This is a genomic window from Flavobacterium aquidurense (assembly GCF_001404985.1).
GTDB lineage: Bacteria > Bacteroidota > Bacteroidia > Flavobacteriales > Flavobacteriaceae > Flavobacterium > Flavobacterium aquidurense_B.
Window position 1 is genome coordinate 65332 of sequence record NZ_JRLF01000014.1, and the last position, 24858, is coordinate 90189.

At 32.8% G+C, this 24858-nt stretch carries 25 protein-coding genes; 14 read left to right on the plus strand and 11 right to left on the minus strand.

All coding sequences use genetic code 11. From position 1 onward, the window contains the following. Positions 1-37 precede the first annotated feature (37 nt). The 5 genes from RC62_RS15835 to RC62_RS15855 all read right to left on the minus strand — a co-directional run bounded on the left by RC62_RS15835 (position 38) and on the right by RC62_RS15855 (position 6317). A complete protein-coding gene (locus RC62_RS15835) occupies positions 38-2200 on the minus strand; it encodes a TonB-dependent receptor (RefSeq protein WP_055096941.1) in 2163 nt (720 codons plus the stop codon). A gap of 257 nt (positions 2201-2457) precedes the next feature. Further along, positions 2458-2862, minus strand: coding sequence for an alternative ribosome rescue aminoacyl-tRNA hydrolase ArfB (gene arfB / locus RC62_RS15840; protein WP_055096944.1), 405 nt, complete (start codon positions 2860-2862; stop codon positions 2458-2460). Next, on the minus strand, positions 2862-4976 hold the full coding sequence (locus RC62_RS15845; RefSeq protein WP_055096946.1) for a DUF4301 family protein: 2115 nt from the start codon (positions 4974-4976) through the stop codon (positions 2862-2864). The genes arfB and RC62_RS15845 overlap by 1 nt, the downstream gene beginning before the upstream one ends. Beyond that, positions 4937-5560 carry a nicotinamide riboside transporter PnuC gene (gene pnuC / locus RC62_RS15850; protein ID WP_055096948.1) on the minus strand — a complete coding sequence of 208 codons (624 nt, stop codon included), beginning with the start codon at positions 5558-5560 and terminating at the stop codon, positions 4937-4939. The genes RC62_RS15845 and pnuC overlap by 40 nt, the downstream gene beginning before the upstream one ends. Before the next feature lie 28 nt (positions 5561-5588). Beyond that, entirely contained in the window at positions 5589-6317 is a 729-nt protein-coding gene (locus RC62_RS15855) for a geranylgeranylglyceryl/heptaprenylglyceryl phosphate synthase (RefSeq protein ID WP_055096950.1), read from the minus strand. An 82-nt stretch (positions 6318-6399) separates the two neighbouring features. On the opposite strand from RC62_RS15855, the gene RC62_RS15860 reads away from it, so the two are divergent. From RC62_RS15860 to RC62_RS15870, 3 genes are all read left to right on the plus strand, one after another. Continuing rightward, positions 6400-6996, plus strand: coding sequence for a Crp/Fnr family transcriptional regulator (locus tag RC62_RS15860; protein WP_055096952.1), 597 nt, complete (start codon positions 6400-6402; stop codon positions 6994-6996). A gap of 80 nt (positions 6997-7076) precedes the next feature. After that, positions 7077-7364 (plus strand): hypothetical protein, encoded by a 288-nt coding sequence (locus tag RC62_RS15865; protein WP_055096953.1) that lies wholly within the window; start codon positions 7077-7079, stop codon positions 7362-7364. After that, the gene (locus RC62_RS15870) at positions 7361-7765 is read left to right on the plus strand and encodes a group III truncated hemoglobin (RefSeq protein ID WP_055096956.1); all 405 of its coding nucleotides are present in this window, start codon (positions 7361-7363) and stop codon (positions 7763-7765) included. Before RC62_RS15865 ends, RC62_RS15870 begins: the two co-directional genes overlap by 4 nt. A gap of 179 nt (positions 7766-7944) precedes the next feature. Here the strand turns inward: RC62_RS15870 and RC62_RS15875 are convergent, their stop codons facing one another. Further along, positions 7945-8607: a 4'-phosphopantetheinyl transferase family protein gene (locus RC62_RS15875; protein ID WP_055096958.1), complete on the minus strand. Its 663-nt coding sequence runs from the start codon at positions 8605-8607 to the stop codon at positions 7945-7947. A gap of 297 nt (positions 8608-8904) precedes the next feature. Between RC62_RS15875 and ahcY the strand changes: the two genes are divergently transcribed. The 9 genes from ahcY (at position 8905) to RC62_RS15920 (ending at position 15648) form a co-directional block, all read left to right on the plus strand. After that, a complete protein-coding gene (gene ahcY, locus RC62_RS15880) occupies positions 8905-10221 on the plus strand; it encodes an adenosylhomocysteinase (RefSeq protein ID WP_055096960.1) in 1317 nt (438 codons plus the stop codon). Positions 10222-10403: 182 nt separating this feature from the next. Continuing rightward, entirely contained in the window at positions 10404-10688 is a 285-nt protein-coding gene (locus RC62_RS15885; protein WP_055096962.1) for a hypothetical protein, read from the plus strand. 9 nt (positions 10689-10697) lie between these two features. Next, positions 10698-11777: a WG repeat-containing protein gene (locus tag RC62_RS15890; protein WP_055096964.1), complete on the plus strand. Its 1080-nt coding sequence runs from the start codon at positions 10698-10700 to the stop codon at positions 11775-11777. A 45-nt stretch (positions 11778-11822) separates the two neighbouring features. Further along, positions 11823-12155 (plus strand): DMT family transporter, encoded by a 333-nt coding sequence (locus RC62_RS15895; RefSeq protein ID WP_055096967.1) that lies wholly within the window; start codon positions 11823-11825, stop codon positions 12153-12155. Between the two features lie 132 nt (positions 12156-12287). Next, complete coding sequence (locus RC62_RS15900) at positions 12288-13133, plus strand: methylated-DNA--[protein]-cysteine S-methyltransferase (protein WP_055097737.1); 846 nt, start codon at positions 12288-12290, stop codon at positions 13131-13133. A gap of 73 nt (positions 13134-13206) precedes the next feature. Continuing rightward, positions 13207-13929, plus strand: a complete 723-nt coding sequence (locus RC62_RS15905; protein WP_055096969.1) for an alpha/beta fold hydrolase — start codon at positions 13207-13209, stop codon at positions 13927-13929. A gap of 2 nt (positions 13930-13931) precedes the next feature. Next, the gene (locus RC62_RS15910) at positions 13932-14645 is read left to right on the plus strand and encodes a 2OG-Fe(II) oxygenase (protein WP_055096971.1); all 714 of its coding nucleotides are present in this window, start codon (positions 13932-13934) and stop codon (positions 14643-14645) included. Between the two features lie 162 nt (positions 14646-14807). Further along, positions 14808-15053, plus strand: a complete 246-nt coding sequence (locus tag RC62_RS15915; protein ID WP_055096974.1) for an Ada metal-binding domain-containing protein — start codon at positions 14808-14810, stop codon at positions 15051-15053. Further along, positions 15040-15648: an alpha-ketoglutarate-dependent dioxygenase AlkB family protein gene (locus RC62_RS15920; protein WP_055096976.1), complete on the plus strand. Its 609-nt coding sequence runs from the start codon at positions 15040-15042 to the stop codon at positions 15646-15648. Before RC62_RS15915 ends, RC62_RS15920 begins: the two co-directional genes overlap by 14 nt. 26 nt (positions 15649-15674) lie before the next feature. On the opposite strand, the gene RC62_RS15925 is transcribed toward RC62_RS15920, so the two are convergent. Together RC62_RS15925 and RC62_RS15930 are read right to left on the minus strand one after the other, a co-directional pair. Then, complete coding sequence (locus tag RC62_RS15925; RefSeq protein WP_055096978.1) at positions 15675-15995, minus strand: MmcQ/YjbR family DNA-binding protein; 321 nt, start codon at positions 15993-15995, stop codon at positions 15675-15677. 31 nt (positions 15996-16026) lie between these two features. After that, complete coding sequence (locus RC62_RS15930; protein WP_055097739.1) at positions 16027-16779, minus strand: NUDIX hydrolase; 753 nt, start codon at positions 16777-16779, stop codon at positions 16027-16029. Between the two features lie 306 nt (positions 16780-17085). Here RC62_RS15930 and RC62_RS15935 point away from each other — a divergent pair, with 306 nt between their 5' ends. Both RC62_RS15935 and RC62_RS15940 read left to right on the plus strand, forming a co-directional pair. Beyond that, positions 17086-17343, plus strand: coding sequence for a hypothetical protein (locus RC62_RS15935; protein WP_055096979.1), 258 nt, complete (start codon positions 17086-17088; stop codon positions 17341-17343). Positions 17344-17746: 403 nt separating this feature from the next. Continuing rightward, positions 17747-19768, plus strand: a complete 2022-nt coding sequence (locus tag RC62_RS15940; protein WP_055096980.1) for a DUF3857 domain-containing protein — start codon at positions 17747-17749, stop codon at positions 19766-19768. Between the two features lie 57 nt (positions 19769-19825). Here RC62_RS15940 and RC62_RS15945 read toward each other — a convergent pair whose 3' ends face one another. The 3 genes from RC62_RS15945 to RC62_RS15955 form a co-directional block, all read right to left on the minus strand. After that, the gene (locus RC62_RS15945) at positions 19826-22051 is read right to left on the minus strand and encodes a glycoside hydrolase family 3 N-terminal domain-containing protein (RefSeq protein ID WP_055096981.1); all 2226 of its coding nucleotides are present in this window, start codon (positions 22049-22051) and stop codon (positions 19826-19828) included. 6 nt (positions 22052-22057) lie between these two features. Further along, positions 22058-22897, minus strand: coding sequence for an endonuclease/exonuclease/phosphatase family protein (locus RC62_RS15950; protein WP_055096983.1), 840 nt, complete (start codon positions 22895-22897; stop codon positions 22058-22060). 172 nt (positions 22898-23069) lie between these two features. Next, positions 23070-24827, minus strand: a complete 1758-nt coding sequence (locus RC62_RS15955) for a cellulase family glycosylhydrolase (protein WP_055096987.1) — start codon at positions 24825-24827, stop codon at positions 23070-23072. Positions 24828-24858 lie beyond the last annotated feature (31 nt).

Genomic DNA, 24858 nt, shown 5'->3' on the forward strand with positions numbered 1-24858 from the left:
AGTTTATATTTTCAGGCTTTTTTAATATTTTACTATTTTAGAATTTTAGTGTTAATCCTGCCAGGAAATTTATTCCTGACTGAGGATAATAGTACGGATAAACATCATACATATATCCGTTTGAAACATACTTTTTATCTAAAACATTATTTACCAAACCAGTAATCATAATTGATTTAAAGATTGATTTTGGTTTTATTTCATAAGAGATATTCAAATCATTTACAAAATAATCCGCCAATTTTGCTGCTGGCAATTCTATATTGTTCATGTATTGTTCTCCCACATATTTTTGTAATAACGAAATATGTAAACTCTGAACAGGGCTATAAACAATAATATTTCCTGCAATAACATTTGGCGAATACGCAATATTTGTTGTTCCGTAATATGCTCCTTCAACTGCTAAATCAAGATTTTTATTGCTGCTTAATGTAAAGTTTGGCCTAAGAATAAATTTCTCTGAAAGTTTAATTGTAGCATCGACTTCAAATCCCAGACGGTAACTTTTCTCGGTATTTGCACGAATTGGAGCACCAACATCATCAAGTGTTCCCGTTAAGATCAACTGGTCTTTATATGCCATATAATATACATTCGAATTCAATTGAAATTTCTCTGAATTGAATCTCCATCCTAATTCGAAATCATTTAATTTTTCCGGCTTTACATTTCCACCTTCATAATCCGTTCTGTTAGGTTCGCGATTGGCTCTGGCGTAAGAAAAATAAAGGGTATTGCTGCCATTGATTTCATAGTTTAAACCTGCTTTTGGATTAAAGAAGTTAAAATTATCATCTACTAATCCTGTTTCGTTACTATTGGCTTTATATTTTACATTTCTATACTGCAAATCACCATAAAAACTCAACTTTTCGGTGAACTGATAATTGGCTTTTGCAAAAATATTTCCATCTGTTTTAGTAGATGAATCATCATAGTAATGATCTCCTGGTTCTGATTGAGAAGCATATCTGGCCCAGATTACTTTTCCAAAATGATCTCCTTCATATTTATTCCAGCCACCGCCTAAGATAACATCCAGTTTTTCTTCTTTGTATTTTACTGAAAAAGTAGTTCCGTAAAAATCATTATCCAACCATTTCTGACGCACTAAATCTGTTGTGGTTATTGTACCAACCGGCTGTAAATTATAATCAGCCATATCAGCATCTTCTTTATAATTTTCGTAATATCCTTTTCCTTTAGTATAGTGAATCGCTAAATTGCTGCTCCACTTATCAGAAAATGATTCACTCCAGTGCAACTGATAATGATCTTGTTTGTAATTATCCGTCTCATTGTCATAATAACGTGTATTTCCGGCTTCATCAGTATATTGTCCTGCTGAATTATAAGTTCTGTTGTTAACTAGTGTTTCAGCATCAATTCCGTTCCAGGATTGATATGTTTTCTCTGTTCCGCCAAAAACCAGCGCTTTTATCAAAGTTGTTTTACCCACATAAGTCCCTTGCAGGAAATATGATTTTAAATCAGAACTTGCCCTGTCTATATAACCATCGGATTTAAGCGAAGACAAACGCCCTGCAAGTTCAAAATGATCATTTAACAAGCCGGTACTAAATTTTACGGTGTTCTTATTCGAATTAAAACTTCCGTATGAACTTGAAACTTCTCCGGTAGCTTTAGTTGCATAATTATCTGTAAGCATGTTTAAACTGGCCCCAAAAGCTGAAGAACCATTAGTCGACGTTCCTACTCCTCTTTGTAATTGCAAACTCTCTACAGAAGAAGCAAAATCAGGCATATTTACCCAGAAAGTTCCCTGACTTTCAGCATCATTATAAGGAATTCCGTTTATAGTGACATTAACCCTCGTTGCATCGCTACCACGAACTCTGATTCCTGTATATCCAAAACCATTTCCAGCATCTGATGTTGTAACAACTGACGGCAAATAGTTCATAAGAATTGGAATATCCTGACCCAGATTTCTATATTTGATATCCTTTTTATCCAGATTACTAAAGCTAACAGGTGTTTTTGTAGTAACACGAACTGCGGAAACCAACACATCGTCAAGTTTGTTGACTTTTGTAGAATCTTGTTCTTGTGCAATAGAGGAAAGAGAATAGAGTAAAGAAAACAGAATTAAGAAAATAGGTTTAATTCTGCTTCGGTTTTGAACCTTAAAAGCTTTGTAATTTAGTACCTCAGTACTTTTAAAAATAGTTTTCATCCGTAAAAAATTACGAATAAAAGGGGGAATTATTCTTTTGTTAAATATTAATAAATGTTTCACGACAAAATATAGTGTGCACGCTAAAATTGTCGTTTTTTCCCTTAGCGACATTACTCGCTCAGGTTCTTTGGGTATGATCTCAGCTCGTTATTTAGAGCACCCCTTTGAGACAGGGCAAATTTAGGAAAGATTTTTAGATATTTAGATTGTTTGACAAGTAGATTTTTAATTAATTCAAAATCAAAAAATGTTTCTTAATCTAAATTTGGTTTTCTGCGGGATTGTTTGATTTCAGAGATATTCTTTTTGTCTTTAATACGCTTTTTAATCACCGATTTTGGAATTTTCGTTGCCTTCCGAATTTTAGGAACAAACAGTCCTTTTTTAATAATTTCTAAAAAACGTTTAATGACAATATCCTTGTTTTTAAGCTGACTTCTGTCTTCATCACAATTTAAAATAAGGATATTTTCAGATGTCAAACGTGATGCAATATTAGTTTGGAGAAGCAATTTTTCTTCTTCAGATAAGCCCTGAGAAGCATTTGTATCAAAAGTAAGCACTACTTTTGAAGATACTTTGTTTACATTTTGTCCGCCTGCACCACTACTTCTTACCGCTTTAAAACTTAACTCTGATATGATTTTTTCTATATCCATTATTGAGGCTGATGAGCAGGTTTTAATAAATCATTTACCGTTTTTACCGGATTAAAAGTAATTAAAGGAACTGCAACAAAAATAGTTAGCCAATTTGCCATTGCACCATTCCATAATCCTGGCAATTCATAGCTTTTAACTATTTTTCCTTCTACACTTTTCTCTACAATAAAACCTGCTTTGTGATCTACAAATTGTAATAAATTAAATTTTTCGTTTTTATAGTTTCTGATCCCGCAAATTAAATCAACGGGATTAAAATGAGTTGCTTCGGTTAGAATTTGCTGTTGTTTTTTATTTGTCAGATCTACTTGTGAAGTTTCTACAATTTGTAAAGAAACAGATCCTCTGTCATTCATTACCCAAAATGGTCCTCCTCCCGGTTCTCCTTCATTTTTAACCATTCCGCATACTCGAATTGGCCTGTTTAATAAATCTTTGATTTTACTGATCTTATTTTCAAAAGTAAATTTATTAAAATCACTATTTAATTCAACATTTAACCTTTGCAATAAAAATGCAACTATTTCTTCTATATCTTTATCTTTTATCTCTTGCTTTTCGATTGCATTTAAATATCCAAAAACTTTTTGCTGCACTTCAATCAAAACACCAGCCAGAGCTTTTTTATACAATGAAATTTTATCGATATGATTTTGAATTACATTGTCTATATTTTTTATAAAAATAATATCTGAATCGAGTTTATTTAAATTTTCTATAAGCGCTCCATGTCCGCCAGGTCTAAAAACCAACTTATTTTCTATATCCCTGACAGGAATATTTCTTGCGTCTACACAAATAGAATCCGTGCTTTTATGCTGGTAAGAATAACCAATATCTATTTTAACTCCGGAAACATCCTCAACTTTACCTTTAAGAATCTCAACTTCATTTTCAAACAAATTCTGATGTGTTTCAGAAACAGTAAAATGTAAATTTGATATTTTATTTGCCGTCGCATAATGCACACATTCGTTCAAATGCTCTTCTATGGGATTTGCGATGTGAGTTTTATATTGATGAAATGGTAAAACAGCTTTTGGCTTATTTGCAAAATCAAAATAATCCGAAGCCAGTAATGTTTTTATAAAATAATAGTTTTTATAATCTCTGTCTAAAGTTTCAAACTCAGGATAAATCTCTCTAAGCTTATTGTCTAATGCCTCGAAAAAAGGAAATTTATCCATTGCGACAATAAAAATAGACAAATTGCTGTCTTTTTTTCTATTGATATAAGCATTTATAGTTTCTTTTTGGATATCGAAATCATTCAAAAAGGCACTCAAAAACTTAAACATTCTACTTGCTGCGCCTGAGGCAGGAACAAACTTCTTTAATTTAAATTTTTCTTTTTGGAGATCAAAATAATGCGCTTTTTCTTCAAATTCAGCTTCTGACAAGCTTAAAATACCATTATTAATTGTAGCCGGACTAATTAGGTTGCTTTTTAAAATTCCATTTTTAAAAACTTCTAACTGTTTCAAAATTTTATCAAAAGAAATTCCATGATCATAAATCTGGACAAAATCTGCTGATGAAATACCATGCTGTTTTGCAATCGATAAGTTATCAATTATCGAAATCGCTTTTGCCAAACGGCTTTCCTTATTTCCGGAAAGTGTGATAAAAGGCTTCTGAGCATCAATAAGAGTTTGTTTAAAAACCGAAAACACAGTTTCCCTGCCATCAGGAGTATCTCGTATATCATCTCTCTCCCAAGGCACATCTATATCTGTAAGAAAAAACAAATCGTATTCATGTTCTAATGCAGCTTCGTTTAAAAGCGGATCAGAGAAACCATAATACATCTCAGAAAAAACTTTGGTAACCATTAAGTTCGTATCAGAAAACAAATATTTTTTTGCTGATGAAAGCTTTTTATTTTCTAAAGCTACTTGCCCGTAAGCAATAGGCAACATATCATCTGCAACACAAATATGTTGATTTTCTTCCCACTTTTTCTGCAAATAATCGCGTGCAAATTCAGGAACCCATTCGGTTTCATAATATTCCGCAAGTTGTTTTGCTAATGTGGTTTTACCTGTACTTTCAGGACCAAATAAAGCAATTTTTATGATAGCTGTTTTTTGCTGTCTAAGATTTTTCTCCATTCTAAATAAGCTGAAATAGCCAAAATTGTAAAAATTAAATACTGAAGTGACAACATTCCCAAACCGCGATAAGCATAAAGGGGCACAACAATAATATCACCAATGATCCAAAGTGTCCAGTTTTCGATCTTTTTCCTGGCCATATACCACATTCCTGCAAAAAATATCCCTGAAGAAATCATATCGACATAATTGTCATTTTTGATCTCATAATCAAAATACTTATAAATTCCGAAAACTACAAAAATGGTTACAAAAAATAGTATAACTCCAATTATTTTTTCGTTAGTATTTGTTCTCGTAATAGGTAAATTATCTTCTACAGTTCCTCCTTTTGCCCAAACATACCAGCCATATATACTCATTATAGAGAAATATCCGTTAATAATCATATCTCCAATATAACCGGCAACATATAATAAATAGACTGAAATTAAAGTTGCAATCAATCCTGTTGGATATACCCAGATATTTTCTTTTTTAGCAAACCAAACGCTTAATATCCCACAAACAAAAACCAGAAACTCTAAAGCAATATGCCATAAAGGAGCATTTTTGTAACTTTCAAGAAAAAATTCTATCATCAGACGGGTTATTTTGGGGTTTTTCTATTTACGATTCAAAGAAATGACTGTCATTTTCAAAAGCAGTTCCTATAACAACCAGATCTGCGCCAGCATTATAAGCATTTTGAATTCCGTGCAAATCTACAATTCCTCCTCCAACAATAATAGGGATATTAACATTTTGAGCAATTAGCCCTATCATTTCCAGCGGCACTGTTTTTTTGGCTCCGCTTCCTGCTTCTAAGTAAATCAATTTATTACCTAACATTTCTCCTGCTTGTGCAGTGGCCAGAACCAAATCAAAATTTTCCCTGTTTAAAGGTTTTGTTTTACTTACACGTGCTACGGCAGTTTCATTACCGCTTTCGATCAGGATATAACCAGTTGAAATTACCTCAAGATTTGTTTTTTTAAGAATTGGTGCTGCCTGAACCTGATATTCTATTAAATAATCCGGATTTCGTCCGGATAATAAAGACAAGAATAAAATAGCATCAGCCTGAGCCGAAATTTGTGACGGATTGCCGGGAAATATTACAATAGGCAAATTTGTTTTTTGTTTTAGTGCGTCAATTAATTCTTCAATGATCGTAGACTCTACAATACTTCCTCCCACAAAAACATGTGTTGCAGGAGATTGACTTATTTTAAGCAATAAATGATCTAAATTTTCCCAAACAATTTTATCAGGATCCAAAAGTATGGCTAGTAATTTTTGACCATTGTCTTTAGCTTCCAGAATTTGTTCGTGTATATTGGGTATTTTTTGTCTCATAACGGGCGTAAAAGTAAAAGTTTTTTAATGTAGAAGAACTATTTTGAATGAATTATATTTGTGATATAGCTAAAACAGAATTATGATTACAGTTGATCTGCTGCAAAAATATGGTGCTCTGAAAAAATCTTTCGGCAAAAATGAAATTATTTTTGAAGAAGGAAATTTACCATCACATTATTACCAGGTTATTTCCGGTGAAGTAAAAATGAGTAATTACAATGATGATGGACGCGAATTTATTCAGGGTATTTTCTATAAAGATCAATCTTTTGGAGAACCTCCTTTATTTTTAAATCAAAATTATCCTGCTAATGCAATTGCTGTCGATGACTCTGAAATTCTTTTACTGACCAAAAATAATTTCATGAAATTACTGGAAGAAAATCCAGCTGTGAGTATTAAAATAATCGAAAATTTAGCACAGCGTTTATATTACAAATCAGTTATGGCAGCAGAAATGTCTACGCAGGAACCTGAACATAGGGTTTTGAAATTAATGGATCACGGAATTGCTTATTTTAATTTTAAGAAAGATGAAAACGGATACCTCATTAATTTTACAAGACAGCAAATTGGAGATTTAACCGGTTTACGTGTAGAAACAGTTATTAGAACGATAAAAGCTTTAGAAAAAAAGGGTATTTTGAAAATTATAAACAGAAAAGTATACAGATAAAAAAGTTCTTGTTTTATGATTTTAATCATAAATTAGAGCTCTAAAGTGCTTGTACCTTTGTTACTCTAAAAACAAATATTATGACACTTTATCAAACAACATTCGAAAATTTCAATAAAAATTATATGGGTTCTGCAGCAATGGCTGTAATTGGTCAAAGCTGTTTAGGAGGTGCAGCTGCAATGTATATTCTTTCTCACGGAACCTCTATTGGACAAATGATTCAATTGGCAATTATTGTTTTGGCTTGTGTTTTTGCCAACACTTCAATTTTAGCTCAAATGAAACATAAAGTGGTTTTTAACCTTATTATTTTAAGTGCTTTTTTAAGCCTTTTACTTATATTTCTGAATAGTTTTATATTATGAGAAAACAAATAGAAAACAGGGCTGATATTACTTTTTTAGTCCATCAGTTTTATGCTAAAATAAGAGCCGATGAAGAGATCGGCTTTTATTTTAATACGATGATCAAAGATTGGGACACACATCTTGAAAAGCTGACTGATTTTTGGGAAACTAATTTGTTTGCCGTAAAAAAATACAAAGGCAATCCACATGCCGTACACAATGAAGTTGATGCTCATTTTGGAAGCATTATTACAGCTGAAGTATTTGGAATCTGGCTCAATCATTGGTTTCAAACTATAGACGAACATTTTGAAGGCGAAAATGCCGATACGCTAAAACGTCGTGCCAGAAAAATGAGTACGTTTCTATTTATGAGTATGTTTGAACATCGTAAGAAGATGACCGAAGCTGCTAATTAAACATATTGTATATCCTTGCGAGGAACGAGAAATCTCCGCAAGTAACTCCGTAACAAGAATCCAATCTTTGTCGAGCTTCTTGCGGAGATTTCTCCTCTGTCGAAATGACAAGATTGCCGTGGTTTTTGGAATTTGGATTTTTTCTTTCGAAATTCTGGGATTGGAATTTTATTTAAACTTTACTTCTCAAAAGCATAAACCAATGTAAAATCCTGTCCGGAAGTACTCGATTTTATTTCTTCATAATGCACATTAAATTCTATTACCAAATCATTAAAATGAAGACTGGCCGTAGTCTGATTTTCATCTAAAGAAAAAGCATCAATCCGAATGTGATCTTTAAAGCTAATTCCTTTTTCGTTTCTGATTTTAAAGATAGCTTCTTTTGCGCCCCAGATTACGGTAAGCTCCCTGATATAATCGGCTACATTTTGAGTTTCGGAGTTTTTGGATAAATAACTGTTTTCTGTATCGACAAATTTATCGGCTATTCTAAGAATTTTTTCGCGTTGTAATTCCATGTCGATTCCTACCGTTTCGTCGCTAATTATAATTGCTGCAAAATCATGCGAATGTGTAATCGAAATATAATTATGACAATCAAAGTAAGGTTTCCCAAACTCGTCATAATGCAATTCATGATCTGTAAAACCCATTTCCTGTATCAACATACGAACACTCAAAAAAGCACGCTGGTGCATTTGTGACTTCATTCCGTTTAGACGAAGTTGTGTTTTTTCTTTCAAAACTACCTTGCTCAATAACTCCTCAAAAGATTCGGTTATTTGCCAAACTAAGATTTTGGTAGTTTCGTTGAATTGTATGGTTTGAAATAAAGGCATGCTTTTTTAATTATGAATTAGGAGTTTTAAGTTATGAATTATTTTTCTGATTTAAAAACTGAATTTCTTATTTAACGTCTGGTCTTTTTAGCCCTGATGGAAACGGCATCCTTTTGTGGTGGGTCCACCACAAAAGATATAGTGGACAGCAGGATTAGCTTCTAAAAACCACTATTGAACTAATACTCTATAAATTAAGAAATTAAACATTTCACAAATCTGACAGAAAGTAGCCTAAATTAAAAACCTATTCCGTAAATTTGCAAAAATTTTACAATATACAAATATACACTATAAATGAGTACTACAACTACGCCTTATGTGGCTTTCAAAGTAAAAGACATCTCTCTAGCGGCTTGGGGAAGAAAAGAAATTGAATTAGCTGAAGCTGAAATGCCAGGTTTAATGGCGCTTCGTGCTGAATATAAAGACGAACAACCTCTTAAAGGTGCTCGTATTGCCGGATGTTTGCACATGACAATCCAGACTGCAGTTTTGATCGAAACTTTAATCGCTCTTGGTGCAGAAGTTACTTGGTCTTCTTGTAACATTTTCTCTACTCAGGATCAGGCTGCTGCTGCTATTGCTGCTGCAGGAATCCAGGTTTATGCTTGGAAAGGTCTTGATGAGCAATCATTTGACTGGTGTATTGAGCAAACTTTATTCTTTGGTGAAGACAGAAAACCATTGAACATGATTCTTGATGATGGTGGAGATTTAACTAACATGGTTATTGACCGTTTCCCTGAATTAGTTCCTGGAATCAAAGGATTGTCTGAAGAAACTACAACTGGAGTTCACAGACTTTACGAAAGAGTAAAAGCCGGAACTTTACCAATGCCTGCAATCAACATTAACGACTCTGTTACTAAATCTAAATTTGATAACAAATACGGTTGTAAAGAATCTGCTGTAGATGCTGTACGTCGTGCAACTGACTTAATGTTAGCTGGAAAAAGAGTAATCGTTTGTGGATACGGTGATGTTGGAAAAGGAACTGCTGCTTCTTTCAGAGGTGCTGGATCTATTGTAACTGTTACTGAAATTGACCCAATTTGTGCTTTACAAGCTGCAATGGACGGTTACGAAGTTAAAAAATTAAACACTGTAATTACTAATGCTGATATCATCATTACAACTACAGGAAATAAAGATATTGTTCTTGGAGAGCACTTCGAGCAAATGAAAGATAAAACTGTTGTTTGTAACATTGGTCACTTTGATAACGAAATTGATATGGCATGGTTGAACAAAAACCACGGTGCATCTAAAATCGAAATCAAACCACAAGTTGACAAATATACTATCGCTGGAAAAGATATCATCATTCTTGCTGAAGGTCGTTTAGTAAACCTTGGTTGCGCTACAGGTCACCCAAGTTTTGTAATGAGTAACTCATTTACAAACCAAACTTTGGCACAAATCGAATTATGGAAAAACAGCGCTGCTTACAACAATGACGTTTATATGTTGCCAAAACATTTAGATGAAAAAGTTGCTGCTTTGCACTTAGCTAAATTAGGAGTTGAATTGGAAACTTTACGTGACGATCAGGCTGCTTATATTGGTGTTCCGGTTGAAGGTCCTTTCAAACCAGAATACTACAGATACTAATAAATTTTTAGATTTCAGTCCCGAAACTTCGGGATAGATTATCTAATCTAATACCTATTTAACCCCTATAAGTTTTTAGAAACTTATAGGGGTTCTTTTTTTGATTTCAGATATAATTCCAGATTACATTTAATATATTTGAAAGAAAATTCACTTTCTCCCTAAATACACCACAATAAAATATGATTGAAAAAGTTTTATGTGAACAACATGGTTCAAAAGATATGTCTTTTGCGTGTATTCATATTGCAATGTCAATAGATCCAAAAGAAAAAGTTGGCTTTTTTTATTCAGAAGCAGAAGAAGATCTTCCGCAAATTGCCTGGTGTGCAGAATGCGAACAATGGCTTCTTGACAATGGTGAAGAATGGACTGATGTTTTTCAAACCAAAGCTGACTTTAAAATATTATGTGCTGATTGTTTTGATGAAGCCAAAAACAATGAAGTTGAAATTCATATTCGATAAATAAATCTCATGAAAAAAAGTATCATTCTTTATACACTGTTTTTTACAACCTCTTTTTTATTTGCACAAAATAAAGATACCTGGATTTCATTTTGGGACAAAGACACCACGCATATAGGTTTTAAAGACAAAAGCGGTAAAGTAAAAATAGAACCCAAATTTATGGGACTAACTTCTGCCAATAAATTTGATGATATTATCGTAGTTTCAGAAGAAGTAAATGAAAGCTGGAAAAGTTACTATCTAACTAAATCAGGCAAAATCACAGGCCGAGATAGTTTGTACGTTTTTGATAATGGCCCAGATTGCGAGAATGAGGGTTTTATTCGTTTTAAAGATTATAAAACTGATAAAATGGGCTTGTTTAATGGCGAAGGAAAAATTGTGATTCCTGCTGAATACAGTGATCTTACACGAGTAAGAAACGGAATGATTATCGCATTAAAAGGCGCTGTTAAAATAATGGATCCAGGCGGAGACGGGCATTTTTATTGGTCTGGCGGAAAAGAATATCTTCTTGACACTAGTAATAAAATCTTAATAGAAAATTTTGGATATAACGACGAAATCAATTTTTATTCTCTGCAAAAATCAAAAGAACCCAGTAAGGATGAAATAAGAGACAATTTTCCGGCTATTGACGGACAATATTATTCGTTTATAAATTTCGATAAAGAATTTAAATCCTGGCTAAAAAACAATATAATTACTGATCTCTCAAAAGACAATCTATTGAGATTCTCTTATAATAAAATTACCTACTGGAAAGAACCAAACGGCTGGATAAGTGAATCAAAAGCTACATTCATCAATAAAAATTATAAACTTATAAAAGCTAAGTTAGCAGAACTGAACACTAAAAATTGTGATTATAATGTTTTTTCTGAAAGTTTAAATCAATTTATTTATGAAGGAAAAGAATTTGAAGAATATTTCAATAATTGCAATCAATCTAAAGACTGGAAATATCCTGTAAAAAATATTGTGATCTCTAATAAAAATGAAAAACAAGATCATTTTGAGTTTTTAAGAACTGAAAACGGGTATCAGTTAATCAGTGTCTCAGTAGGAAAAGACAATCTTAAATAATTCTTTTCACGTAAATACAAAGCTTAACTTTGTAAAAAATGTGATATGAAAAATTTCTTCTTTTTAGGCATTGCCATTATATTCGAAATCATTGCTACTTCGGCATTAAAAAAATCAGAACAATTTACACAGTTTATTCCAGGCATTATTACAATTGTGGGTTATTTTGCTGCGTTCTACTTTTTGAGTTTTGCCATTAGAACCATTCCTGTTGGGATTGCTTATGCTATTTGGTCCGGAGTTGGGATTGTTTTAATTACTATAATTGGTGCTGTATTCTTTAAACAAATTCCAGATTTACCGGCCATAATTGGATTAACTTTAATTATGATTGGAGTTGTTGTAATCAATGTATTTTCGAAAACTACGGCGCATTAATTTCGAATTTTAGAAAAATTTACAAGTTACTTCAAAACCTGAAAACAAAATAAAACAACAATAAATTGCGCAAGTTTCGGATTTTATAGCCACAGAATCCTGTTGATATTTGTATTATAAAATTGAATGAAAATGAACACACAGGAAAACATCAATTATAATCGAATTGCCGATGCGATCGATTATATTAAAGTCAACTTTAAGGAACAGCCTAACTTAGACGAGGTTGCCGAGAAAGTACATTTAAGTCCGTTCCACTTTCAACGCTTGTTTACAGAGTGGGCAGGAACGAGTCCTAAGAAATTCTTGCAATATATTAGTGTTGAACACGCCAAAAAAATACTCAAAGAAAATAATAATGCTACTTTATCTGATGCCGCTTTTGATACCGGATTATCAGGAACAAGCCGTTTGCATGATTTGTTTATAAACATCGAAGGAATGACTCCTGCGGAATATAAAAATGGCGGTAAAAATTTAGAAATAAATTTTAGTTTCGCCGAAAGTCCGTTTGGAAACATTATCGTTGCATCGACCCATAAAGGAGTTTGTTTTATGGCTTTCGCCGAAGATGAAGAAACTGGTTTTGAGGATCTCAAAAATAAATTTCCAAATGCAGTATTTTCGAGAAAACTAGATTCTTTACAGCAAAATGCTTTGTTTATTTTCCAGAATGACTGGAGTAAATTGCCTGAAATAAAACTGCATTTAAAAGGAACCGATTTTCAATTGAAAGTTTGGGAAACGTTATTAAAAATCCCAATGGGACAACTTTCTACTTATGGTTCGATTGCACAAAAAATAGAAAAGCCAAATGCATCTCGTGCTGTAGGAACTGCAATTGGCAGCAATCCTGTAGCTTTTTTAATTCCGTGTCATCGTGTAATTCAATCTTCAGGAACGTTTGGCGGATACATGTGGGGAAACACCCGTAAAACTGCTATAATTGGTTGGGAAGGTGCGCAAATTAGTTTGTAATTGAGCAAGAAACAGATTTTATTTCCCTGAATGCAAAGGTAATTTTGTCTCATAAATATTAAATTTAACAGAGATGAAAACATTTATTTTAATTCATGGTTCATGGCATAGCGCCTGGAATTGGCACAAAGTTATTCCGGTTTTAGAAAGTAAAGGTCATAAAGCAATTGCAATAGATTTGCCTGGAATGGGAAGAGACAAAACACCCATTCAGGACGTAACATTAAAAACTTCGGTAGAGAAAATTTGCACATTAATTGATACTTTGGATGAGCAGGTAATACTTGTTGGACATAGTAAAAATGGAATCATGATTTCGCAAGTTGCGGAATACCGACCTGAAAAAATAGAAAAACTGATTTATCTCGCTGCCTATTTAATTCCGGATGGCAAAACCCAAAGCGAATATTCTGTTCAGGATATTGATGGTGTTTTAAAACCGTATGTAACCCGATTTCCAGAGTTAAATTCGCATACTTTACAAACAGAAATCTACAAAGAAGGTCTCTATCATGATTGTGAAGATTCTATAACACAAATGGCAAAGCTATTATTGAGTCATGAACCGATAGCGACAGGAATTACACCTTTAGAATTATCCGAAGATAAATATGGCAGCGTTCGTCGTTTTTATATAGAATGTACTGAGGACAAAGCCGTAACACCATTTATTCAAAGAAAAATGTATACTGAAACTATTTGCGAAAAAGTATATTCTATGCCAACCAGCCATTCTCCTTTTTTTAGTAAACCAGAAGAATTATCAACCATATTTTGTGAAATAGCAACACTATAAAAATGCAGAATATACAATCTAAAATTGCTTCTCTTAATTGGGAAAGCATCACCGAATCTATGCACGAAAATGGATTTGCTATCATTCAAAACGTGTTGAATAATGAACAATGTGAAGATCTAAAATTTGATTATGATAATCCTAATTTATATCGAAAAACAGTTGTAATGGAACGCTATCGTTTTGGTTTAGGCGAATATAAATATTTTAATTATCCGTTGCCTGATTTGATTCAGACAATTCGATCATCGATTTATCCTAAACTTGCCCCAATTGCAAACGCGTGGATGAAAGCATTGAATATAAACACCTTTTTTCCAGAAAGTCATGAAAAACTATTAGAACAATGTCATTCAAATAATCAGTTAAAAGCAACTGTTTTAATTTTAAAATATGGCAAAAGCGGCTTTAATACCTTACATCAGGATTTATACGGTGATGTATATTTCCCAATTCAAATTGTGCTTTTCCTGAATGAACCTGACAAAGATTTTACCGGCGGTGAATTCGTTTTAACGCAACAAACTCCCAGAGCGCAATCTAAAGCAATTGTACTGAAACCGAAAAAAGGAGATGTTTTAGTTTTTACAACCAATTTCAGACCTGTTAAAGGTACAAAAGGATATTATCGCGTGAATATGAAACATGGCGTGAGCGAGATTCATTCTGGTGAGCGGCATACCTTGGGGATTATTTTTCATGATGCGTTAAGTTGAGCTTCAAAGGTACAGAGGCACAAAGGTTCAGAGGTTTTAACACACAGTATATCTGTAGAGACGCACAGCAGTGCGTCTACGCAAAGATTGTCGTCATGATTAATTACCTAACGTTAGACGCACTGCTGTGCGTCTCTACGATAAAAACATCTACAAAAACAAATGATTCAACATTACAAAATTTCAGATTCAGATCTCCGGATTAAAATTAAAAATACCGAAATTTGCTTTGGTGGAAACCGAAAACTAAAAATCTACGGCACTTTAAAATGTTCTTCGGGTAAAAGAATGAAACGCGAAAACCGGGTTTTCTTTTTATCTGAAAATGAAGCCATCGAAAATGGTTTCAGACCTTGCGGACATTGCATGAAAACCGAATATCAAAACTGGAAAAATGGACTTATTTAATCCCGAAACTGACGAAACTACGAATTTGCTTCCTAAAGACGGAACCGTTAATTATTATGGCAAATTGTTTTCAAGAGAAGATTCAAATCATTATCTCCATGTATTACTCAATAATATTGAATGGAAAAATGATGAAGCCATAATCTTTGGAAAATTAATTGTTACGAAACGTAAAGTTGCCTGGTACGGAGATTCGGGTTTTGAATATACGTATTCGAATACCACCAAAAAAGCACTTGCGTGGACAAAGGAATTATTGGAACTAAAAGCTGTCATTGAAGAAAAAACAGGAGAAACATTTAATTCCTGTTTGCTTAATTTATATCATTCCGGCGACGAAGGAATGGCGTGGCACAGTGATGCCGAAAAGGATTTGAAGAAAAATGGCGCTATTGGTTCGGTTAGTTTCGGGGCTGAAAGAAAGTTTGCTTTCAAACATAAAGAAACCAAAGAAACTGTTTCTTTAATTTTAGAACATGGGAGTTTGTTAGTTATGAAAGATACAACACAAACGCATTGGCTACATCGATTACCGCCAACAAAAACAACATCGAAACCAAGAGTAAATCTAACTTTTAGAACTATTGTTGAGTAAACCTGTTAGGTTTGCCAGTTCGTAGATTATCTTTTTTTTGATGCAACATTTTGATAGGAAAGCTTTAAAGCATCCTCAAACATTTCTGGTCTTACTTTTGAAAGTTCGACAATTGTCCAGCCTTGTTTTCCCCATTTATTAGGTATTGGATAAAAACTCATTTCGCTTGAAGCACAAAAAACCGATTGATCGATTTCGTTTAATTTTAAAACGGCTTGATTATTCTTTTCATCAAAAGTGGCGAATATTTTTTTATTGATTCGGAAAGACGTTTTCTCAAAATGTAATTCTTCTGTTGTATTTGGATATGACAATGATAAAGTTCTGAATGTTTCAATTGTTATCATAATTGCTGATTTTAAAATGAAGTTTGAATTCTTACCAACCCTGATTTAAACCATTTTTAAGAACCTCATCATATTTATCTTTATCAAAAGTATATAAGTTTGGTGCTTTGTGTGCGACGTTACTTTTCTTTTCATCGAGTTTTGTAAGGATTCCGATGTTGGTGATTTTTCTTAGAAAATTTCTTCTGTCCAGTTTTTTGTCTAAAATGGTTTCATATAATTTCTGAAGTTCCGGAATGGTAAATTTTTCAGGCAATAAGTTATATCCAATCGGCATTAAATTCAATTCGATTCTAAGGGTATTCAAGGCTTTATCCAGAATTTGTTTATGATCTAAAATAAGTTCAGGAACTTCTTTATGGTCAATCCAATCTATAATTTCCTGACTGTTTCCTTTTTGCGGAATGGCTTTTAAAAAATCAACCAGGGCATAATATCCAATAGTTACAAAGCGTTGCGTGAACCATTTTCCTGCTTCTTCGGGAATTTTATAATGCTCTAAAACTGCTTTACCAAAATGCTGATCATTGCGTTTTACTTTTCCAAAGGCTGCAAATTGTCGCAGGAAAATACCATCTATTCCTGTACGTTCATTTAAAACAGTTACTGCCGCTGTATCTATATCCTCATCAATAGGAATAAATCCGCCAGGTAAGGACCATTTGTGTTCATAAGGAGTTTTAATCAACAAAACTTTTAGCTGATTATCATGAAAACCAAAAATGACACAATCAATCGAAAGTCCTGGTTGGTAATTTTCGTTATTTTCTATTATTCCTTTCATTTTTCTTAAATCTGTTTTCATCCTTAAATGAAGATGCAATTTAAGGCATTTTTATAAATGAGAAACATTTTCTCACAATTGAGTTTTTTATCTCCGTAAAAAAGACAGAATTTCCAAAATGTATCAATCATAATTTTCACTTAAAATTAAAATCGAATCAAAAAAATAATTACATTGCGTCATTATAACACAATTAAAAAATAATTTGTTATTATTTTATTTTACAGAAAGAATAATATTACATGAAATTTTGTATTTGTAATTTATTTAATTCAATTAAAAAAGTCGAAAGTTAATGCAGGAGATATGAGTACCAATCTGTTAAAAAATTTAAATGAAAAAATTAGAACAAAAATCTGGACTTCATTCGGTTTTGTTTCTAAGACATATTTGTTAGAAGCTTCTTTAAAATATAGCGAGGAGCAGGAAAGAATTTTCAACCAAATGATTGTTGAAACTGAAGCAAAAGATAAAAAAGCAAAACGTGAAGCTTTTGATAAAGCATTGTTTGCTTCATATAAAGGAATAGGCGCTATGGATTTTATACATACTGTTTTGAAATAATTTCTAAAGCATAATGGGCGATTTCAATTTTAATTGAATGAATTATCCAAAATTACTGGTCTAAAAGTTACTGAACCTTGCTAAAAAAGCAAGGTTTTTTTATGGAACAAAAAAAATATCAGTTTTATTTTACATAAAAACACTTTATACAAATGCCTAAAAGTCAAAACATAAGTATTAGAAAATCTTTTATTTTCACTTAATTTTTAAGTTGAACAATAATAAAAACAGATATTTTTTTAATTTGGATTGTCAATGTCAATAAAATGATGCAAATTTATTAAGAAAATTAAACATATTAATTTTTTACAATCAGTACGTATTCCTTGAAATAGTCTGCCTCGGCTGAACAAAATAAAAAAGGATACTTACATTAATTATTTGAAAATATAAAAATACAACGATGGAAAATCTTATTCAATCAGAGAATTACAAAATTCAAAAACCGGCAGAATGGGCTGCTAATATTAATGACAATCAACTTATTGATTACATTAAAGAATCAGATTTTGCAAGTAAACAAATAGATGAAGGAAGAGACTATTGCTATTTTTTAGATAAAATTTATTATACAAATGATGAAGAAAATAGTGAATATGCGTGTGTAGCTTATACGCTTAATGAACCCTCTAATCTCGAAAATGCTTCGGTAATGGATGTCGTGGTCGAAGAAAACGAGACTTATATCATACACAGAATAAGTGTTTTAAGAGAAGGTGTTTTAATTGATAAAATTGCTGACACAAAAATTAAAGTCCTTGACAGCGAAAATCAAAGTGACGGAGGCGTTTTGAGCAGCAATAAAAAAATAAATATTACCATTAAGGATTTACGTCTTTATGACGTTTTAATAATGGAAGATTCGCGCGTAAAAGTATTTACTGAACGTGACTTTTTGCGCAAGGAATTTTTAAAATTTGTTTGGGTGAGTCCAAGTACATATTGGGCTTACGGAAGTTATAAATTTACATTTATCAATGACCGTAAGAAAGCAATCGCCTATAAAAAAACTTTTTTCAGGGATGAAGATGGAAATGTACTGGCACCGGAAATCAGTTCTCTGGAAAAAGGACAAAGATTTACGATCGAAAGGGAAAATTACATCAATTTTGTTGATTCAAATCGTGAGGTCGCTCCTTTTATTGATTTTGCAACTGATAGTAACTGGATCGACTTGTCTAATTATATTTCTCCTTTATATGAAGATGTATACAATAAAGCGGCTTTACAGGATTTTGCTCCAAATCTGGTTGAAAAACTGGATGCCATTACCAATAAAGATGAGCAATTGCAGTTTGCAATAGATTATGTTCAAAATCACGTTTATTATGTTTTCAATGCAGATGAAATGAACGGTCACAAACCGCAGGAACCTTCTGTGACATATCAAAATAAACAAGGAGATTGCAAAGCAAAATCGGTTTTATTAAAAGTAGTCCTGGATTATATTAAGGTAGATTCTTCAGTAGTTTTGGTTAATTTTAATACAGATCATTATCTGAAATATTATTTACCTTCATTACTTACTTTTAATCACGTAATTGTAAAAATCGATTATAAAGGCGAAACCTATTTTATTGATGCAACAAGCCGTGATGAATTTGGGTTGATTGAAAATCGCGGATTTATTTATTTTATGCATTATCTTGAAGTTAAACCAAATCAGGATTTACAGTTAAAAAAACCACATAGATTCCCATATTACGGTATAAATGAAAAGGCTGATTTTAATGTAGAAAACAATATTGGAAAACTTTCCTTAACCACTACTTACAAAGGAAACCGTGCCAATTATATGCGTAAGTATTTTAAAAACACAAATAAAAGAGAAATCATAGACAGCTGGAATAATTTCTTTTTTTATACGCTGAATTACAATAATGACCGAAACGGAACTGATGTTAGAAACATATTCAAAGATGCAACAATTGAAGCTTTAAGCGATGACAAACAATTGAACGAATACACTATTCAGTATAAAGCGACTGTTGAAGATCCTTATTTTGTAGACTCGCAAAAGAATCGTTTCCTGATGTATTTTGATCGAAATGTAATTAAAAATAATGCAAGGGATTTTCTGCACACAGATATCGCTTTCTGGCATAATTTTGACAACGAAAAATATGAAATCAATCTTTATACGGATCAAAGAATTGATGTAGAAGAAAAATTTACTACTCAGGAAAGCACCATAAAAAATCCGTATTTTGATTATACGAGCCGTAAAAAAGTTACAAAAAATGGTGCAACTATTAATATTGATTATACCCCGTTGGTAAATTTAGAAATTCCGGCAGCAGATTTTGAAGAATTCAGAAATGCCCATCATGAAGTTGCAGATAGTAACTTTGGACTTGGAATTGATATTATTGAACAAGGTTTTATGAATTTGATGAAATTTAATTTCAAGAAATTAGTAAAGTAATGATAACAAAAAAATGGGCTTTTAATAAAGCCCATTTTTTATTTAATCTTGTTTTTTTTAAAGCAATTCAAAATCAGATTTTAATTTGATATCTGCTGATGAAGCTCCGATCATTACTTCAAAATCTCCCGGTTCTGCAACAAACTCTAATTTATTATTGTAGAATGAAAGTTTCTCTTTGTCGATTGTAAACTCTATTGTTTTAGATTCTCCTGCATTTAATTTTACTTTCTGGAAATCTCTTAATTCTAAAACCGGTCTAACGACAGATCCAAATTTGTCTTTTAAGTATAATTGTACCACTTCCTCTCCGGCTACTTTACCAATATTTGATAATTGAAAAGAAACCTTAATCGTTTCATTATTTTTCATTTTAACCGAAGATAATTTTAGATCTGAATAATTGAATTTAGTATAACTCAAACCATATCCAAACGGAAATTTAGGTGAATTTTTTAAGTCAATATAAGCTGAAACATAGTTGGTCTCACTTTCGGTTTTTGCCGGTCTTCCTGTACTGTAATGATTGTAATAAATAGGTACCTGCCCTACTTCTCTCGGGAATGTCATTGGCAATTTTCCAGAAGGATTATAATCTCCAAATAATACATTTGCTATTGCATTTCCTGCTTCTGTACCTAACCACCACGTATATACAATTGCCGGAACATTATCTGCTGTCCAGTTAAAAATTAATGGTCTTCCTGCATTTACCAACACTACAACTGGTTTTCCGGTAGCCTGAATTGCTTTTATCAAATCTTCCTGCACGCCCGGTAAATGAAGATCGCTTCGGCTTTTTGCTTCGCCGCTCATGTCACGTCTTTCTCCTATGCTCAAAATAACAACATCGGCTTGTTTGGCAGTTGCAACAGCTTCTGCAAAACCATCTTTACTGTCTCCATCTACTTCACAGCCTTTAGCGTAAAGCAATTTGGTGTTTTTACCTACTTTATTTTGTAAACCATCCCATTGCGAAACGATCCATTTATTGTAGTCTACTTCAGGTAATTCTACAGACCAGAATCCCATGTTTTCTTTGTATTCTTTTACCATTGGTCCAATAAAAGCGATTGTTTTCAGGTTTTTAGAAAGTGGTAAAGTCTCCTTTTCATTCTTTAATAAAACAATACTTTTTTGTGCTACATCAAGAGCTGCTTTTCTATTTTCAGGATCATTTAAAGCCTTGTCAGCTCTTTTTTGGTCTGAATATCGGTACGGATCATCAAATAATCCCAGTTCATATTTCTTGCGAAGAATTCTTTTTACGGCATCATCTATTAAATCCACAGATACTTTACCTTCTTTTACTAATTTGGCTAAATTATATCTGTAAGCATTGCTTTCCATATCCATATCGCTTCCGGCAGTAATTGCAGAAAGTGCCGCCGCTTTTAGGTCTTTTGAATAACCATGTGCTACCATTTCGCTAATCGAACCCCAGTCTGAAACAACAAAACCCTGAAAATTCCATTTTCCTTTTAAGATATCGCGCTGCAAATGTGCATTTCCTGTAGCTGGAATTCCGTTTAAGTCATTAAATGAGTTCATAAAAGTAGCTGCTCCGGCATCAAGTGCTGCTTTGAATGGTGGTAAATAAGTTTCCCACAACATTCTTTCACTCATATCTACAGAGTTATAGTCTCTTCCGCCAACTGCTGCTCCATAAGCTGCAAAGTGTTTTACACAAGCCATAACTGAGTTTAAATCACCCAATTTATTTCCCTGAAAACCTTTTACTCTTGCATAAGCAATTTTAGATCCCAGATAAGTGTCTTCTCCGGCGCCTTCCATAACACGACCCCAACGAGGATCACGGCCGATATCTACCATTGGTGCAAATGTCCAGTGAATACCACTTGCAGAAGCTTCTGTAGCGGCAACTCTCGCTGCTAATTCGATTGCAGCCAAATCCCAACTTGCAGCTTCTGCCAACGGAATCGGGAAGGTAGTTTTGTAACCGTGAATTACGTCCTGACCAAATAATAAAGGAATTTTAAGTCTCGATTGCATTGCCAGTTCCTGATATTGTCTGGTGTATTTTGTACCAACAACATTCAGCATTGAACCTACAATTCCTGCTTTTATCTCGGCTTGTTTGTTTGGATTAATAGTAATTGGCCCTGTCGCAGAATTATCTCCTGTATACTGATTTAGCTGACCAATTTTCTCTTCGATAGTCATTTTTTTCAACAGAGCATTTACTTTCTGATCTATTGTTTCCTGTTGGGCAACCGCAAAAAAGGACACCATCAACAAGGTAAATGTGGTTAATTTTTTCATTCTTATTTAATTAATTTCTATATAAACAGGTAAGTGATCTGATGGATATTTTAAATCTTTAGAGTCACTTAAAACTGCATGTTTTTGAACTGATAATCCACTTTTTTTAGAAATAAAAATATAATCTAAAAGCAATGTAACAGGCTCATTATGTTTAAAATCGTTAAAAGTTCCTGTTGGTCCAAAAGGTTTTTCTTTCGAAACATCTTTGGTATCATCCATTACTTTTTTTATTGCTACAATTTGTCTGGTATCAGGTTCTGAGTTAAAATCTCCCATTAAAAAAGCGGGATATTTTTTAGTATTTATTTCCTTCATTTTTGAAAGAACCAATTCTACTCCTTTTACTCTTGCTATTTCACCCATATGATCCAGATGAAGATTAAAAACCCAGAATACTTTTTTCGTTTTTAAATCTTTAAAAAGTCCATACGTACAAATTCTATTGCAGGCTGCATCCCAACCTCTTGAAACTTTATCTGGCGTTTCTGACAACCAAAACGTGTTTGATTCCTCTAACTGAAAACGATCTTTTTTATAGTAAATCGTACATGCTTCTCCTTTTCCTTCTTCTTCTCTGCCTATTCCGAATCTATTATAATTTGGCAAAGCCAAAGCTATATCTGTAACCTGATTGGGAGTTGCTTCCTGAACACCAAAAATATCCGGACTGTAAAATTGAATTTGCGAGGCAAAATAATCTTTCCGGTTTGGCCAGGCATTTTCTCCATCAGAGGCAACATCCAAACGGATATTGTAGCTCATAATTTTTAAGTTCTGACTATAAAACGGTGTAATTACAAAAAACAGAAATACTACTAAAAAAATTGATTTTATCTTTTTCATTTTAAAAAATTTAATTCCGTAAAGCTACCATTTCACTGGCCTCAAAGAAAAAAAATAAGTTTAAAACAATGTTAATTATATATTTTCCGATAATTAATATTAAATACAACATAATTATTTATTAAAGTTTTTTCTTTCAAAAAAAAACTTTCTTACTCTTAAAAATCTTGTGCTATTTTTTTGAACTTACTTTTTTACCTTCTGAAAAATCTAAATAATTTAAATTGAATCCTCCTTTTTCAAAAACGGCTTTGATTTTATTTATACCTGCATGTAACTCTATACCAGATAAAACTATAGTTTTCCATTTATCATTTCCTCCGGTTGCCGGAAGTGTTATTACTTGTGATTTATTTCCGTTTTCTGTTTCCAGATAAAATTTTCCTTCTAAGTTTTCGCTTGAATAACGAATAGCAACTTTGTATGTATTTTGTTTTACAACTTGAGCCGTAAACTGTAACCATTCTCCATCTTCGATAAAAGAAACCTGATAACCGTTTGAACCTGAATCCTTACATGGTAAAATATCAACACCATCATTTCGCATCGTGTTTCCTTTATTCCATTCGTCAAATTTTCCGGTTTCTACTCTGTAATTTATAAAGTCCTTATCCAGATAAGCAGAACCATTTGTGCCAAAATCATACTGTGTTGCGGCAATTTTACCGGGAATCATATGTTTTATATAAGGTTTCGTATCATTAGTCTGCACTTGTCTAAACATCGCATCAATTACATCCGGTTTAACTGTTACGTTCTCCATTTTATAATTATCTGCCATTTTCATTAAAGCTTTTTTTGCAAAATCAACCGACGGTTTTTGACCACCATCTTTCCAATATTTTAATAAAACATCGTATTCAGGAATTTTCGTTACTGAGGTTACGCCAGCAATATTTTCGATTTTTTTCATTGGCCAAAAAGCCCACCCAATATTGTTACTTTCTACTAATGTTAATGCATCTTTAAACCAGACATTAGAATTTTCTCCACTTTCGCCTAACCAGATTGGCACATTATATTGCATTCTGTAATCCAACATTTTTTTAATAGATTCTTTGGTATTATAGTTCCAGTATTTATGAAAACTCAACGCCATATTTTCATCCCATAAAGGAAAAATTCCATTGTAATTATTTCCCCAGCAGTTTCCTTCAATAAAAATCAAATGGTTGGTATCAGCCTCACGAATTGCTTTTGTTACCCGAACCATTAAATCTCTCAAAGGTCCGTTTGAATTTTCGTCACAACCGTTTTTATTAGTTCCGGTGAAATTCCAGTTTGGTTCATTGATAATATCATATGCTCCAATCCATGGATTATCTCTATAACGAGAAGCGAGTTTTTTCCATAATGCAATCATTTTTTTCTGATTGGCTTCACTTTCCCAAAGTGATGGTTTTGTGGTATCATAGTCAGAAATTGCAGCATCATTACCTTGTCCTCCCGGAGCAGCATGCAAATCCAGAATAAGATACATTCTATTTTCGGCACACCATTTTAGCAAATTATCGGTCATGGTAAAACCTTCTTCTATCCAGGTAATTTCTCCGTTTTTCTCTTCCTGAATTGATGGTGTGTAAAGGTTATAATGCATTGGTAAACGAATCGAATTAAAACCCCATTTAGCTAAAGAATCGACATCACGTTTTGTAATTCCGTTTGCTTTGTATGCGGCATAAAATTCTTTTGTCCCTTGTTCTCCAACAACTTCCTGAATTTTTTGTTTAATCACATATTGCGGACTTGCAAAGGGTTGTGTTTGCAGCATATATCCTTCCTGAACCATCCATCCTCCTATGCCAAGACCTCTTAATATGATGTTTTTTCCATTACCGTCAACAATTTTTTGCCCGTCTCTATGCAGGAATCCTTGCCCAAAAGTTGTAATGGAAAGCAATAATTGGAATATGATTATGATTTTTTTCATGCTATTTCATTAAAACTGAATACCTGCAAGG

Coding starts and splice junctions, on each gene's coding strand:
- RC62_RS15855 (WP_055096950.1), bottom strand. CDS start 6,317: ATGAGACAAAAAATACCCAATATACACGAACAAATTCTGGAAGCTAAA.
- RC62_RS15950 (WP_055096983.1), bottom strand. CDS start 22,897: ATGAAAAAGATAAAATCAATTTTTTTAGTAGTATTTCTGTTTTTTGTA.
- RC62_RS15935 (WP_055096979.1), top strand. CDS start 17,086: ATGAGTACCAATCTGTTAAAAAATTTAAATGAAAAAATTAGAACAAAA.
- RC62_RS15945 (WP_055096981.1), bottom strand. CDS start 22,051: ATGAAAAAATTAACCACATTTACCTTGTTGATGGTGTCCTTTTTTGCG.
- RC62_RS15890 (WP_055096964.1), top strand. CDS start 10,698: ATGAAAAAAAGTATCATTCTTTATACACTGTTTTTTACAACCTCTTTT.
- RC62_RS15860 (WP_055096952.1), top strand. CDS start 6,400: ATGATTACAGTTGATCTGCTGCAAAAATATGGTGCTCTGAAAAAATCT.
- RC62_RS15875 (WP_055096958.1), bottom strand. CDS start 8,607: ATGCCTTTATTTCAAACCATACAATTCAACGAAACTACCAAAATCTTA.
- RC62_RS15930 (WP_055097739.1), bottom strand. CDS start 16,779: ATGAAAGGAATAATAGAAAATAACGAAAATTACCAACCAGGACTTTCG.
- pnuC (WP_055096948.1), bottom strand. CDS start 5,560: ATGATAGAATTTTTTCTTGAAAGTTACAAAAATGCTCCTTTATGGCAT.
- RC62_RS15845 (WP_055096946.1), bottom strand. CDS start 4,976: ATGGAGAAAAATCTTAGACAGCAAAAAACAGCTATCATAAAAATTGCT.
- arfB (WP_055096944.1), bottom strand. CDS start 2,862: ATGGATATAGAAAAAATCATATCAGAGTTAAGTTTTAAAGCGGTAAGA.
- RC62_RS15940 (WP_055096980.1), top strand. CDS start 17,747: ATGGAAAATCTTATTCAATCAGAGAATTACAAAATTCAAAAACCGGCA.
- RC62_RS15865 (WP_055096953.1), top strand. CDS start 7,077: ATGACACTTTATCAAACAACATTCGAAAATTTCAATAAAAATTATATG.
- RC62_RS15835 (WP_055096941.1), bottom strand. CDS start 2,200: ATGAAAACTATTTTTAAAAGTACTGAGGTACTAAATTACAAAGCTTTT.
- ahcY (WP_055096960.1), top strand. CDS start 8,905: ATGAGTACTACAACTACGCCTTATGTGGCTTTCAAAGTAAAAGACATC.
- RC62_RS15905 (WP_055096969.1), top strand. CDS start 13,207: ATGAAAACATTTATTTTAATTCATGGTTCATGGCATAGCGCCTGGAAT.
- RC62_RS15895 (WP_055096967.1), top strand. CDS start 11,823: ATGAAAAATTTCTTCTTTTTAGGCATTGCCATTATATTCGAAATCATT.
- RC62_RS15885 (WP_055096962.1), top strand. CDS start 10,404: ATGATTGAAAAAGTTTTATGTGAACAACATGGTTCAAAAGATATGTCT.
- RC62_RS15900 (WP_055097737.1), top strand. CDS start 12,288: ATGAACACACAGGAAAACATCAATTATAATCGAATTGCCGATGCGATC.
- RC62_RS15920 (WP_055096976.1), top strand. CDS start 15,040: ATGGACTTATTTAATCCCGAAACTGACGAAACTACGAATTTGCTTCCT.
- RC62_RS15910 (WP_055096971.1), top strand. CDS start 13,932: ATGCAGAATATACAATCTAAAATTGCTTCTCTTAATTGGGAAAGCATC.
- RC62_RS15955 (WP_055096987.1), bottom strand. CDS start 24,827: ATGAAAAAAATCATAATCATATTCCAATTATTGCTTTCCATTACAACT.
- RC62_RS15915 (WP_055096974.1), top strand. CDS start 14,808: ATGATTCAACATTACAAAATTTCAGATTCAGATCTCCGGATTAAAATT.
- RC62_RS15870 (WP_055096956.1), top strand. CDS start 7,361: ATGAGAAAACAAATAGAAAACAGGGCTGATATTACTTTTTTAGTCCAT.
- RC62_RS15925 (WP_055096978.1), bottom strand. CDS start 15,995: ATGATAACAATTGAAACATTCAGAACTTTATCATTGTCATATCCAAAT.